Here is a 14493-nt window from a genome sequence, read left to right as displayed (position 1 = left end):
TTCTGCAATAAGTGTAAAAATATAAGTATCAGAACTGTCCAATACTTTTAAAGTTTCTTTTAATACTTTATTAGTTATAGTTTCGTTTGAACAAAGTATGAAGAAAAACCCCGCAGATATTATAGATTTTGGAGAAAATTTTTTAACTTGTTTAAGCATATGCAGATAAACTTTTTCTGCATTGTCTGTTTCTGCAAATATAGTTAGAGTATAAATGTCTACTTTATCAATGATATGTAATTTTTGATCTTCTGTAAGAGAATTTATCAAATCTAACATGCCAAAAAAATATTCAGCACCATCTCCATCTGATAGATTTTTTACAATATTTTTTCTAGCAAAAAAACTTTCTTCAAACTTCTGCATGATTTCTTGCTTATGACCATCAGGGATATTCATTTGTTTATCAGCCTCTCATTTTTTAATGTCACTTTAATATTTTCATTGATTAATATATGTATTAACATAATTATTTATATATATAAATACATATTTACATATTTTAATATTCAGGTTGCCCATCTTTAGAAACTTTAAAACTAGATTTACATTTAGGATAACCAGAACACCCAAAAAAATCATATTTTGTTGCTGTTTTACCTTTACCTTTTTGCCCTGTACGTCTGATCAAATCAGCTCCACAATCAGGACAAGGAATAATCTCAATAACATTTTGTCTATTAGGATCAAATGCCCTTTCTAGTTCTTTAATGACAAATTCCTTTTGCCGATTTAAAAATGGTTCAATTTCTCCAGAACCATCTTGTATCGATTGTAAGTGTCTTTCCAATACTGCGGTAATAGCAGGTTCTTTAATATTACCGCTAACACTATTTATTAATTGTTTACCAAGGTTTGTAGCTATAATTTTTGATTTTTTACCTTTTCCTTGTCGTTCAATATACTCTTTTTTTGATAATTCTTCGATTATCATTGCCCTAGTTGCAATAGTTCCAATACCATCTGTTTCTTTCAAATATTTCTTATACTCATCAGAAACATATTTATGTATGTTAATCATTGCCTCTATGATACTAGAGTCTGTAAAATATGCAGGGGGCTTTGTCTTCTCATCAGAAAAGTTAATTTCTGAGCATAAAACAGGATCATCAACCAGAACATCAAGAGTTAATTCTTGATCTTCTAGTTGCTCTTGATCTTCGACTTCATCATTTTCAAAAATTGATTTCCAACCAGATTGTAAAATAGTTTTTACGCTAGTACCAAAATCGTAACCACCACACGTAATAGTAATAGTTTGTAAATTATACTCATGCTTAGGATAAAATTGGGAAATATAATTTTTGACAATAATATCATATAAATTAGCTTCGTCTTTTGACAATATATCGATATTGAACGAATGAAAAGTAGGAATAATTGCATGATGGGCGGTTATTTTTTTATCATTCCATATACTGGATTTAATCGTTAAATCAGCATTATCAATAATAACTTTATATTGAGGAATATTAGCAATAATATCGATTATTTCTTTTGATTCCTGGTATTGATTTTCAGATAAAAATTCACAGTCAGTTCTAGGATATGAAGTGACTTTTTTCTCATATAAGGCTTGAGATAAATCAAGTGTTTTTTGGGCAGAATAACCATACAAATTGAAAGCAATTTTTCCTAAACCAGCACCAGATAATCCTTTAGGCTGCCCTATTGATTTTTTTTCATGACGATTATTTGAAATTATTCCTTTAGATTCTAATTTAACCGTAGCAGTAATTGTTTTTACAACATCTAAATCAATTAATCGTCCGTCTTGATCTAAACCTTTTTGATCTTCCTTTGGTTTAAATAATGTATGTAATTTATGATTTTTATAATCAAAAATTGCCTTAATTTTAAAATATGGAATTGGTTTAAAGTTTTCTATTTGATTACAACGTTCTACGATAAGGTTAAGTGTGGGGGTCTTAACTCTGCCTATAACAATTAAATCACGTCCTCCACGCTCTTTAAAAGCAAGTGTATTGGCTCTTGTAAGGTTCATACCAATAAGCCAATCGGCTAATGCTCTAGCATATGCGGATTTACCCCATGATTTATATTTTTCATTTGGTTCTAAATTATTTAATGCGGTTGTTATTGACCTTTGATCTGGTGTGCTACACCAAAATCTTTTTACTATTTTTTTATTATGAAAATAATCTAAAATTTCATCAATAAGCAGTTGTCCCTCTCGATCAGGATCACCAGCATGAATAATTAAATCTGATTTTTTAAGTAAATCACCTATTAATTTTAATTGTGTTTTAGATGCTGGTTTAGGTAATAATTGCCAATTATCAGGAAAAATCGGTAAATCTTCTTTTAACCAAATTTTACTTTCTTTATTTAAGTAAAATTCGGGAGAAGCAAGTTCAAATAAATGTCCAAAACACCATATAACAGTATGATTGTTTTTACACTCAATATGAGTTTTATTTGAAGTTATTACGCCAAGACTTTCTGCAATGGCTCGTCCAACGCTTGGTTTTTCTGCAATAATTAATTTCATTTATTTTCCTACTTAAATACATCAATATTTATGTATATATTTATATATTTCTTTATGTAAATCTATATAGGTATGGTAAAAAAATTGATTAATAAATTTATTAACATCTGTAATTTGTTGTCTTTCGTATTTAATTGCTGTCAAAAATGAAATAATGAATACTTCAAAGCAATCATACTGTGCAAAAAGACTGTTAATTTTCTTTTCATGGATTTGTAAGAGTATCAAAAGAGATTTACTAGTGGCTAATACATCATTCCAAGAATTAAATTGATCTATTCCTATGAGTTTAAACAAATCAGATTGATTATAAAAAGATTTATATCCAATTTGTTGCATAAATAAAATTATTTTTTCTTTATTTTTAATTTCTTTTTTAAATTTGTTGTTATTATATGTTAGGTGGTCATTTTTGACCACCATAGAGGTCATTTTTATAGATTGTGTGGATAAGTTTTCTGTCGTTTTTTTTGCAATTAAGGGTAATTGAAAATTTGTTTTTTCTTCGTTTTTTTGAGTATCATTTTGTAAAATATTACCTTTCGCAATGTGATATTCATCATTAGCTTTTTTTGTTAAAGATAAGAATTCATTGTAACGATAAAATAAAGGTGATAAATCAAAACCATATGTATTTTTATTATTTACAAATCTGCGACCAATAGGGCTGCGTTTGTAAATAATAAGACCTTTATCAACGAGTTTTCTAATGCGTCTTTGTATGGTTGATATAGATTTAGATAAATTTCTTTTAATATAGTCGTTGCTTGGGCTAATTATAAATTGGTTAAGTTTTATTTTTTCTTGTTTTAAATTTCTTAATAAAAAACGAATAAAAGATAAGTCTGCATCATTAAGATGAAAATTATCAGCGACACGATCTAATATATAATTAATATTTGTTTTGGTTGGTAAAGAATCATTAAAAATGGTCATTGCTTTTGCTCTTTGAAGCTAACAAAGAAAAAGCGACATTTAGTTTAATTTACATATTGATTTTTAATTTTAAATAGGCTATATATATATATAAATTATATGTCGTTTTTTCTTTAAAATTAGCTTGGTCGTTAGGTTTAAAGGAAAACGTTTGTTAGAAACCTTGTCATTCATAGTGACAAGGTTTTTATTTTTTTATGAGTATTTTCATCTATACAAAACCTTATTTTGATTAATAAACTAATCTAGTTATAATAAAAATTTTATTTTTTGCCAATAGTTATTTTTTATATTTTATGTTCTATAAAAAGGAACATAAAATAACCTCGTTTTTATAGAGTTAATAATAGTTAATTTTATGTTGAAGATAGTTTTATTTAACTATAGATTAACAATGTTTTTTACTCAATATTTTGTGAAATTTATGAAACAAGCACCATCTTATGCATTATTTACTTATGCTTATAATTTTAGAAGATTTCGTATTAATATGTTAGGAGTATCTCAAGCGCAGGTTGCTGCTAAATGTAAAACTAGCAAATCATTCATATCTCAAGTCGAGCGTGCAGAAGTAGGAATCAGTATTAATAAAGCAGAGGAATTTTCTGTATTACTGTTTAATAAAACTTTAGAAGAAATGTTGAAAGATAAACCTAAAGATTTTAGAACAGTTCAAGAGAAACTACCAACAGGTCGAACTGATCGATTTAAAAAATAAATAAAGCAATAATTATTAACTAAATATAATTATTTTTTTAAAAAAACTATTGCTTTATTTAAATAAATGTTTATAACTATTTTTTTATCAATAAAATTGATAACAAAAGATAGTTATATGCAATCTCAAGAACCATTAGCTTTACAACATCAAAGATTAATTCAGAAAATGCGTCGAGAATTTGGTCAAGACGTAATTAATCTTTTGTTTGAGGATAACGTTACAGAAATCATATTAAATGACGATGGCTTTTTGTGGGTTGAGCGTCTTGGTTTTCCTATGGAAAAAATAGGAAAATTACCAGAAAGCCAAGCAGCAGCAGCAATTAAATCAGTGGCAGCCTTTTGGAAAGGGTTTGCAACAGAGGAACAACCTATTGTTGAAGCCGTAATGCCTATTGATGGTGTTTCTCGTTTTGCTGGTGTTTTACCCCCTGTCGTTAAAAAACCTTCTTTTTGTATCCGTAGGCATACCTCAAAAGTCGTAACATTCGATGATTATATTAAATCAGGTATTATGTCAGAAGAAGACAGAGATATTATATGTTCGAGAATACAACAAAAAGATAATATTTTGGTTGCTGGTGGTACAGGATCAGGGAAAACAACTTTATTAAATACCTGTATAAGCCATGCTGTATCTATTTTCCCAAATAATAGAAGAATTATTATGGAGGATACAGCAGAGCTAAAGCGAGTTGCAGATAACTGTAAAATGTTACAGACCTCAGTTCATGTTTCATTGCTTGCTTTATTGAAGCTTTCTTTACGACTTAGACCAGACAGTATTGATGTTGGTGAGGTTAGAGACGGATCAGCTCATACATTATTAAAGGCTTGGACAACAGATCATCCTGGTGGGTTTGCTTCAATTCATGCGAATAAAGGTGAATTAGGGGCTTTATTAAGACTAGAACAGTTATGCCTTGAGGTTGTTCCAAATCCTATGAACGCTTTGATAGCGGAAGCAATAGGTTTGGTTATTAATATTACAAAAACAAAACAAGGCAGAACCATCTCACATATTATTAGTGTAGATGGCTTTAAGGATGGGAAATACATAACCCGTAATTTATGTAAAAACAAATTTGTTTAAAAGGATAATAAGAATAAATGAAAAAAATATTTACTAAACGTAATGCTGTTTTTCTAGCTTCATTTTTAATGTTGCTACGTTCAAAAACTGTATATGCAGCTTCATCTGGTGGTGGTGGCTCGCTTCCTTGGGAGACACCATTGCAAACAGTAATGCAGAGTATGGATGGCCCTGTTGCTTATGCTGTAAGTATTATCGGTATTGTCGCTGCTGGTGCAACCTTAATTTGGGGTGGTGAAGTATCAGAGTTTACCAGACGTATTGTGTATCTGGTTTTAATTATTGCTCTTGTTGCCTTAGCAACCAGTGTTTACTCAAGTTTATTCTCAAATGGGGCAGTATTTTTCTAATGAATAATAGTCTTCGTCATACTCCTATTTATAGAGCATTGCACAGGGCTAATTTACTTATGGGTGGTGAAAGAAAGCCTGTTTTGCTGCTTATAATGGCAACTGTCGGATTGGCTGTTACCTCTATGAATTTAATAGCTATTGTTGTTTCAATTTTCATGTGGATTACAGGAATATTTTGTTTACGAATGATGGCAAAATCTGACCCTTTTATGATTGGTATTTATTTTAAGTCAATTAAATACAAAGGGTATTATTACCCACGTTCTAAGCCTTCATGTAATTTTTAAAAAAGACTAAATATATGTTAAATCTAAAAGAGTATCGTTCGAAAATTAAAGGTTTGGCTGACCTATTAAACTGGGCAGCACTTATAGATAGTGGGGTCGTTTTATGTAAAGATGGCTCTTTAATAGCTGGATGGGTATATCATGGTGAAGATATGGGGGCAGCTTCTAACTATGAGCGCAACTATCAAACAGCTATTGTGAATGATGCTCTTTCAAGATTAGGCAGTGGTTGGGCGTGTTGGTTTGATAGTGCTAGAATACCAGCCCCTCATTATCCAGCCCCAGATAAGTCTTTTTTTACTGATCCCATTACTGCTGCAATTGATCAAGAAAGAAGATTACAGTTTGAAAATAAAGGTTCTCTGTTTATCACCGAACAAGTTTTAATTGTTCAATATAAACCGCCATTGAGAAGAAACTCAAAAGTTGTTGATTATCTATATGATGACGATCAAAAAGAAACAGATGTTGGTTTAAAACTATTAAAAAGCTTTAAACAAGCAATTGCAGACCTTCAAGGCTCTTTATCTACTGTTTTAAAGATGAATAGATTAGAAAGCTATTCATTTATAAATAGCGAAGGAAAAGAGATATTTAGAGATCATTTAGTAAATTATTTGTCGTTTTGTCTTTGTGGAGATTCGACTGCAATCAATATTCCTAAATATGGTGCATATCTTGATTCTTATATTGTAAATGATGAATTTTGGGGGGGAGCAACACCTAAAATTGGTGATAATTTTATCTATTGTATTGCGGTAGAAGGTTTTCCAGTGGAATCATATCCTGGATTAATGGATATGTTAGAGGGGATGGCTATTTCTTTTAGATGGTCATCACGCTTTATTTTTCTTGATACGCATCAAGCTGTTAATGAACTTAATAGTTATAGAAAAGCTTGGAAAATGAAATCAAGAGGTTTTTTTTCTCAAGTGTTTAAAACACAAGGCGGATCAATTAACGAAGACGCTTTAATTATGGCAAATGAGGCGCAAAATGCTTTGTCACAAGCCGAAGGCGGAATGGTTACTTTTGGTTATTATACACCTGTTATAATTTTAATGGGTAAAGATAGGGATATTGTAGAAGATAATGCTGTTAAAATAATTAACGAGATGAATAGGCGTAGTGTTAGAGGTAGAATAGAAACAATTAATGCTGTTGAAGCTTATTTTGGTTCATTACCAGCACATACTTATCAAAATGTAAGACGACCAATTATTCATACCCTTAATTTGTCTGATTTGCTTCCTTTGGCGTCAGTTTGGGCTGGTAAAGAAACGTGTCCTTGTGATTATTTTCCGCCAAATAGCCCTCCCTTAGCTTTGGCTGCTACTACAGGAAGTACGCCTTATCGCTTTAATTTACATACAGGGCAATTAGGACATACTTTAATACTTGGTCCAACTAGATCAGGTAAATCTTCATTAATTGCTTTTATTGTTGCTCAGTATAAACGTTACAATAATGCTAAAATATGCTGTTTTGATAAAGGGAACAGTTTATTTCCATTAGTTAATGCAATTAATCCTCGTTTTGGCGCGAGGCATTATGAAGTTGGTTCAGAAAATTCTCAACTTGCATTTGCACCATTAACAGATTTAGAAACTTTAGCTGATAAATTATGGGCAATAGAGTGGGTTGCGAATTGTTGTATATTGCAAATGCAAAATGATGTTTTACCAAATGAGATGAAGCATATTGAGCAAGCTATTGAACAGTTAGTAATGGCTCCTAAAAATGAAAGAACAATTACTAGTTTTTGTTCCGCAGTTCAAGCTGAACGAATAAGAGAGGCTATGGCATATTACACATTAGGTAATGTAGCAGGACATCTCTTAGATGCAGATATAGATGGTTTAGATAATGCTTCATTAACAGTTTTTGAGATGGAAGATTTACTAAGGCTAGATAAAAAAATTATTTTACCTGTTATGATTTATCTAGTTAGAAAATTTATAAAGTCACTTGATGGTAGTCCTTCAATGGTCGTTATCGATGAAGCATGGACGTTCTTTCAAGATGAATTTATGCGAAAATTATTAGAAGAATGGTTGAGAACATTAGCTAAGGCTAATTGTATTGTTATTTTAGCAACTCAAAGTTTGGCAGACGCAATTAATTCAGGATTGGTTAATGTTCTAATTGAGTCAACTGCAACAAAGATTTATTTACCGAATATGGAAGCTAAGAATGAAGCGAACCGTAAAATATATGAACAATTTGGTTTTTCTGATGTTGAATTAGATATTATCAGTACAGCAAGAAAACAACGGCAATATTATGTAGTTAATGAAGATGGTCGTCGATTAATTGATTTTGGTTTTGGTGATCTTACACTTTCTTTTGTGGGAGCAGCTTCAAAAGAAAATATTAACGAAATTAGAAAGTTAATAGGTCAATATGGTGATGATTGGGTCATTGAATGGACAAGACAAAGAAATTGTTCAGAAATTCTTGAAGATATTTATTCAGAAGTAAAACAATCATTAAAGGAGTTATCAAATGTTTAATAAAAAAACTCTATTTATTATGGGATTATCTTTGATTTTTAGCCCATTTTATATAGCGATAAGTAAAGCTCAAATTGTAACATTGTGTCCAACATGCACTCAAGAGGCAACACAGATTGCACAATGGGCTAATCAGTTGCAATCAATGGCGCAGCAAATTCAAAATCAAATTACACAATTACAATCTATTGGTAATCAAGTGTTTTCTAATACTAATAATTTATCTAATTTGAATCAATTAACTCAACAACAAGCATTAACTAACGGTTCTTTAAATCAAATAATAACCCGTTTACAATCTGGTAATTATCCAGTTTCACAATTTCCACAGTTGCAACAACAATTACAACAGGCTCACCAAGTATATGGTAATCAATTAAGTACTTTACAAACTTTTTACCAACAACAACAAAATCAAACTAATTCAGATAAAACTGTATTAGATCAAATACAAAGTTCTTCAAGGGCAACTGTTGGTACGCACTCCGCATTAAATGTAAATAATGAATTTCAAGCGCAAATAACATCTCAATTAATTAAGATGAATCAAAATCAAATTGCTTTAGGGCAAACTTTAGCAACAGCGGCTGCTACTACAGAACAACAAAAAGCTGCACAAGATGCCTTTCATAAGCAGTTAGTCGATAATACTCAAAATATGGGGTTACATGATGGGGCTGGCTTTTAAATGTTAAATAAAAAATTACTTTTGACGGTTATTGTGATTTTACTGGCTATTTTAGGATATGTGACCATTAGCGCAAATCATGCTTCCAATGAAGAGACAAGGAAAGCGACACAAGATGCCTTTCATAAGCAGTTAGTCGATAATACTCAAAATATGGGGTTACATGATGGGGCTGGCTTTTAAATGTTAAATAAAAAATATTTAATTTGTATTTTGCTTTTATCATTATTTTTTCTCAGTTATCCTGCACATGCTGCGGATGATTTTTTAGGAGCAATAGTTTCTCCATATGAACAAGCAAGTAGAACGACAGCAACCTCTGTTTTAGTATATGCAAAAAATTTATTCTGGATATTAGCAGGAATACAATTTGTTGGATCAAGCATAAAGCTTGGGTTACAGGGTGCAGATATTCAAGAGTGGGCAGCTCATATTGTAAGGCAGATACTGTTTATAGGAATTTATGCTTGGTTGATGGAAAACTCATATACATTTTCATTGGATATTATTCAAAGTTTTAGAAATGCAGCTTCAAGTACAGAACTGCATCCTAATAATATTTTTGCTGTTGGATTTAATATAGCTAATGCTATTACGAAAAACTCTTCTATATTTCATCCTTTTGATAGTGTTTTATATGCGATAGCGTGTCTTATTTTGATTATATCGTTTGCTTGGATATCTGCATTAGTAGTTGTTGCTTTATGTGAAATGTATATTTTAATTGGTGCTGGCGTTTTACTTATGGGGTTTGGTGGCTCTGAGTGGACAAGAGACTTTGCTAACAAAGTTTTGATCCTAGTTGTTGGTATTGGTGCAAAATTATTTATAATGCAAATTTTAATAAATACTGGAATCAATATTATAGATGGATGGGCTTCTTGGAATTATTCAGGAAATTATACTGCGGTTTGGAAAGCTATCGCTGGTAGCGTTGTTTTTGTTTTGCTTACAATGCAACTTCCTAATATGGCTCAGCAATTTATTTCAGGTGCTGCAACAGGATCAACAGCAGCTCAAGGTATTAAGGCGGTAACACAGGCAGCAGCAACGGCAACAATGGCTGCAACAGGTGCTGGAATGGCTGTTCAAGCAGCTTCTAAAGCTGGGCAAGCTGCCAGTGGTGCTGGTATTGGCGGTAGTAGTGGAGGTTTGAACCCATTTAGTGGAAGTGCAGGTCAAAAATCCAATATGGTGTCATCTTCTAAAATGGGAGGACAGGCTGGAAATAATAGTTCTAAAATTGGTTTACAACAAATTGGTAAATCAGAAAATGGTCAAGTCAAAAACGCAAGTAATATAGCTTCACAAGCTAATAAATCAACTGGTAGTAGCTCTGGTGCTAGTAATGTAGCTGGTGGTAGTGCAGATACTGGCAGTGTAGCTGGTGGTAGTGCTGATACTGGCAATGTAGCTGGTGGTAGTGCAGATACTGGTAATGTAGCTGGTGGTAGTGCAGATACTGGCAGTGTAGCTGGTGGTAGTGCAAATACTGGCAGTGTATCCCAAGGAACGCCAGCAGCAAAGGCGGGAACAGCAGTTAATGCAATGGGTAAGGCATTATGGGGCGGAATAAAACAAGAAGCCTATGCTCGTATGACAGGAACAGGAACTAGATTAGGAACTACAGGAGGGCGGATTGCACAATATATAAAAGATAATCAACTTCAAGAAAGTTATGATCAGTCTAGTGAACAACAAACAAACAATGTTCAAAATTCGCTAAAATCAAGTAGTGATGAACAAAATACTATTTCATAATAAATGTTTAAAAAACAAAATTATTATGTTGTTTAATTTAATTACTTTTTATATATTTGTTATTAAATTACTAAACAAAAAAAAAGAGCATCTCAATGAAAAAAGAAAAAAATATAAAATTGCCAGATAAGGGGGAGAATCCATATCTTAATGCAAGACAAGAATGGATGGAGCGTTATGGTAGTTATATTCAATCTGCTAAAAATTGGCGATATTGTGCATTTGCAGCATTAGGATTGTCTGCATTTTTAGTGGCTAATAATTGGCATTTAGCAAATAAATCTCAAACAGTTCCTTATATTCTTGAAGTAAATAAACAAGGACAGACATTTTTTGGTGGAGTTCCTACAGTTGCTAGTGTTAGTAATCCAGTAATTATTAAAGCAGCATTAGAAACATGGATTAGAGATGCTCGATCTGTTCTAACTGATCCTATTGCTGAGCGTCATTATATCGATACTGTATATTCTTTTTTAGCAAAAGGCTCTCCTGCATATCATACTTTAACTGATTGGTATGCTAATAGACAGCCGTTTGCTCTAGGACAAGAGCAATCTATAGATGTTCAAAATCTTAGCGCATTAGCTGTGGGTGATATTAATACAACCAAGACTTGGACAGTCACTTGGGATGAAGTCACAATTAAAAATGATGGTACTAAAACACAAGAGCATTGGTCAGCTAATATTACGTTTAAGACGGTTCCTGTAAAAGCAACTGATGCAATTGCAAATGTAAATCCTATTGGCCTTTTAATCACTTCTTTTTCATGGTCACGTCAATAATGAAAAATACTTTTAGAACAACAAAATATTTATTTGTTATTTCTGCCTTAACTGTATGTTCAACTCCTGCATTTTCTCAAGTAATGGTTCCTGCGATTTCACAGGTTGATCCAGCTACTGGTTTACCTGCAACTACAACAATGATGTCTCCTGTTCCTCCTATAATGATGCCCCCTATGTCTCCTGTTTCAAAAGGAACTATTGATTTAAAGCCTCAAGCATCATCTCCTATAATGCAACAAGATAATACATCTGTTAATCCAGCGTCTGGTGTTTCTTATCCAATTACGCCACCACCAGTAATTAATCCAATTAATCAGAACCCTGTCACTTTAACAAATAAAGAGACAGCAGGAGTTAATATTACCAAAAAATGGCGTACAAGACGTGCAATGCCTGCTTCTGGCTCAAATGGTACTGTTGTTTTTACTTATGGTGCAACACAACCATCTATTGTATGCGCTCCATTAACAGTGTGTTTATTAAAATTAGAAGCTGGCGAAAAATTAGTAAAAAATGGATTGCAAATTGGTGATGGAACACGTTGGTTAATCAGTCCATCACGATCAGGTGATCGTATGGTTTTAGTTATAAAACCAACGGATGCTGGATTAAGAACAACGCTTGCAATCATGACAAATAAAAGGGTTTATGCAATAAATTTGGTATCTGTAGCTGCACAAAATAGAAGTATGGCAATTTCAGAATTTTCATATCCAGAAGAAGTGCAGAAGCAATGGAATGAATATTACGCACAGCAAGCTCAAGCCAAACAAGATAACACAATGGAAAATGGAAGAGATGTTTCACAACTTGATTTTAAGTATAAAATAAAAGGTAAAACATCATGGAGACCAACAAGAGTATATAGCGATGGTGTTCATACTTTTATTCAATTTCCAGCTAGTATGGCATCTGGCGATGCTCCAAGTTTATTAGCTTTAGCAAATGATGGCGGTATTTTTTCAAGCCCTACACAAGAACTTGTAAACTATCGAAAAGAAGGCAATACTTATGTTGTTGATAAGGTATTAAATAAAGCAGAATTAGTTTTAGGTGTTGGTAGTTCAAAAGAGAAAGTAACTATAAAACATGAAAATTAATAAAATTTTTTTTATATTTACATTATTAGCTTTATCAGCTTGTAGTACATATAATCCAAAATCCTCTTATTCTGAAAATGTTCAACAGCAATCTTACTCTGTTATTAGTAATGATATTGCAAAATATACTTCAACTGTTTTACCAGCAGGATCAGCATTAATTTGGGTAAACCCAGCACCGCAAAATAATGAGCTTAATCAATCTATTGAAAATGCTTTAAGACAATATGGTTTTGCGATTGCTCCGAGTTCAACAGCTCGTCCACAAAATGCTTATGAAATACGTTATTGGATAGAGCCAGATGATAAATATAATCAATCAATCATGGTGCGGATGTTTATTAAAAATAAACTTATTTCAAGGGTATTTAGTAAAGCACAAGATGGTAATTTTATACCTAATAGCCCCTATTCAGTAATGGAATAGTTTAATGACAGATGAAAACGATTTATTAAACCCTAAAAATACCCCTTCTTCTTTATCGGCAAAAACAGAACCACCCAAAAGGGGAGTTGGTGTTAGAAAGGTAAATAAAGTTCCCATTTTAATAGGAAGTGGCGTTGGTGTTGTAATGTTATTAACTATTTTATATACAGCCAATCAACGCAGCCATCATCATCAATCTAACTCAACAACTGATGATACATCTAATATGACAGCAGCAACAACGCCAGATAAAACATTTGATACGAGTAGAAAACCAAAGCCCCAACCTTCAAAAGATGGTAATAAAACAGATACAGCGTCTTCGACATCAACCTCAACAGCCTCTCCTCCTTCCCAACCTGTTGTAATGCCTCAGCCTGTAAGTCCATATAGTCAGCAATGGCAAGCATACTATCAAGCGCAACAACAATTACAACAACAGAGAAATCAAGAAGTAGGTAGTGCTTTAACAACAAAAACAAGTATAGAAATTCATGATAAAGATTTTTATACAGATAACGGTAAGAATTTGCAAAATAACTCAAAACCTGTAGATAGCAATTATTTAACGAGTTATCGCACAGGTGCACGTAATGCTTTAGAAGTTAAAGAGGGAACCATTATACCAGCAGCTTTAATTGGGGCAATAAACTCTGATAAACCAGGTATGATTAAAGCCCAAGTACGTCAAAATGTTTACGATAGTGCAACAGGAAATACAGTATTAATTCCTCAAGGATCATCAATCGTTGGTTTTTTTAGGCAGACAGTATCATACGGCCAAAATAGAATAGATGTTGTATTTGATAGAATAATTTTTCCAGATCAAAGCTCTGTTGATTTAGGAAGTATGCAAGGAGCTGATGTTTCTGGGAATTCTGGTTTTAAAGATAAAGTGAATACACATTGGTGGAAGATTATGGGAAATGCACTTTTGGTCTCTGCATTTAGTGCTGGTGTTCAATTATCTCAAAACCCCAATACATTAGGAAGCAATAATACGGGAAATAATGGCTATAATGCACAGCAAATTGTCGCAGCTCAAGTCGGTATGCAAACTGGACAACTTGGTATGCAGCTTGCTGAACGAGGTTTAAATATTCCACCAACGGTTACAATAAGACCGGGGTATAAGTTTAATATTATGGTTAGAAAAGATATGGTTTTACCAGCATATCAAGATCGTTGGGGAAATGGTGATGTTCACTACATTACTCAAAAAAACAATTAAAAGATAATATAAGGAGACACTAGAATGTTAAATGATCAGAATAAAAGAGTTATTATAATCACTGTAATGTGTGTGTACATATTA

15 protein-coding genes are annotated in these 14493 nt (G+C 32.3%); 12 read left to right on the top strand and 3 right to left on the bottom strand.

The features are described from left to right. From QJV33_RS11515 to QJV33_RS11505, 3 genes are all read right to left on the bottom strand, one after another. A partial coding sequence (locus QJV33_RS11515) for a hypothetical protein (RefSeq protein ID WP_281463548.1) occupies positions 1-399 on the bottom strand: 399 nt, incomplete at its 3' end. Positions 400-502: 103 nt separating this feature from the next. Further along, positions 503-2512 carry a DNA topoisomerase 3 gene (locus QJV33_RS11510; protein WP_281463547.1) on the bottom strand — a complete coding sequence of 670 codons (2010 nt, stop codon included), beginning with the start codon at positions 2510-2512 and terminating at the stop codon, positions 503-505. A gap of 21 nt (positions 2513-2533) precedes the next feature. Continuing rightward, on the bottom strand, positions 2534-3448 hold the full coding sequence (locus QJV33_RS11505) for a helix-turn-helix domain-containing protein (protein WP_281463546.1): 915 nt from the start codon (positions 3446-3448) through the stop codon (positions 2534-2536). A 424-nt stretch (positions 3449-3872) separates the two neighbouring features. On the opposite strand from QJV33_RS11505, the gene QJV33_RS11500 reads away from it, so the two are divergent. The 12 genes from QJV33_RS11500 (at position 3873) to QJV33_RS11445 (ending at position 14409) form a co-directional block, all read left to right on the top strand. Further along, entirely contained in the window at positions 3873-4166 is a 294-nt protein-coding gene (locus QJV33_RS11500) for a helix-turn-helix domain-containing protein (RefSeq protein ID WP_281463545.1), read from the top strand. Positions 4167-4283: 117 nt separating this feature from the next. Next, positions 4284-5261: a P-type conjugative transfer ATPase TrbB gene (trbB, locus tag QJV33_RS11495; protein WP_281463544.1), complete on the top strand. Its 978-nt coding sequence runs from the start codon at positions 4284-4286 to the stop codon at positions 5259-5261. Positions 5262-5278: 17 nt separating this feature from the next. After that, positions 5279-5611 (top strand): TrbC/VirB2 family protein, encoded by a 333-nt coding sequence (locus QJV33_RS11490; protein WP_281463543.1) that lies wholly within the window; start codon positions 5279-5281, stop codon positions 5609-5611. Further along, positions 5611-5901 carry a conjugal transfer protein TrbD gene (gene trbD / locus QJV33_RS11485; RefSeq protein ID WP_281463542.1) on the top strand — a complete coding sequence of 97 codons (291 nt, stop codon included), beginning with the start codon at positions 5611-5613 and terminating at the stop codon, positions 5899-5901. The genes QJV33_RS11490 and trbD overlap by 1 nt, the downstream gene beginning before the upstream one ends. Before the next feature lie 14 nt (positions 5902-5915). After that, positions 5916-8414, top strand: coding sequence for a VirB4 family type IV secretion/conjugal transfer ATPase (locus tag QJV33_RS11480; RefSeq protein ID WP_281463541.1), 2499 nt, complete (start codon positions 5916-5918; stop codon positions 8412-8414). Next, positions 8407-9102: a hypothetical protein gene (locus tag QJV33_RS11475; protein ID WP_281463540.1), complete on the top strand. Its 696-nt coding sequence runs from the start codon at positions 8407-8409 to the stop codon at positions 9100-9102. The genes QJV33_RS11480 and QJV33_RS11475 overlap by 8 nt, the downstream gene beginning before the upstream one ends. Then, entirely contained in the window at positions 9103-9285 is a 183-nt protein-coding gene (locus tag QJV33_RS11470; RefSeq protein ID WP_281463539.1) for a hypothetical protein, read from the top strand. Further along, on the top strand, positions 9286-10863 hold the full coding sequence (gene trbL, locus QJV33_RS11465; RefSeq protein ID WP_281463538.1) for a P-type conjugative transfer protein TrbL: 1578 nt from the start codon (positions 9286-9288) through the stop codon (positions 10861-10863). Positions 10864-10958: 95 nt separating this feature from the next. Further along, positions 10959-11648, top strand: a complete 690-nt coding sequence (locus tag QJV33_RS11460; RefSeq protein WP_281463537.1) for a VirB8/TrbF family protein — start codon at positions 10959-10961, stop codon at positions 11646-11648. Next, positions 11648-12751 carry a P-type conjugative transfer protein TrbG gene (gene trbG / locus QJV33_RS11455; RefSeq protein WP_281463536.1) on the top strand — a complete coding sequence of 368 codons (1104 nt, stop codon included), beginning with the start codon at positions 11648-11650 and terminating at the stop codon, positions 12749-12751. The genes QJV33_RS11460 and trbG overlap by 1 nt, the downstream gene beginning before the upstream one ends. Continuing rightward, positions 12741-13178, top strand: a complete 438-nt coding sequence (locus QJV33_RS11450) for a hypothetical protein (RefSeq protein ID WP_281463535.1) — start codon at positions 12741-12743, stop codon at positions 13176-13178. The genes trbG and QJV33_RS11450 overlap by 11 nt, the downstream gene beginning before the upstream one ends. 4 nt (positions 13179-13182) lie before the next feature. After that, a complete protein-coding gene (locus QJV33_RS11445) occupies positions 13183-14409 on the top strand; it encodes a TrbI/VirB10 family protein (protein WP_281463534.1) in 1227 nt (408 codons plus the stop codon). Positions 14410-14493 lie beyond the last annotated feature (84 nt).

It is taken from the genome of Commensalibacter nepenthis, assembly GCF_029953305.1.
In the GTDB taxonomy this organism is placed as follows: domain Bacteria; phylum Pseudomonadota; class Alphaproteobacteria; order Acetobacterales; family Acetobacteraceae; genus Commensalibacter; species Commensalibacter nepenthis.
This window is presented reverse-complemented; position numbering and strand designations above follow the sequence as displayed.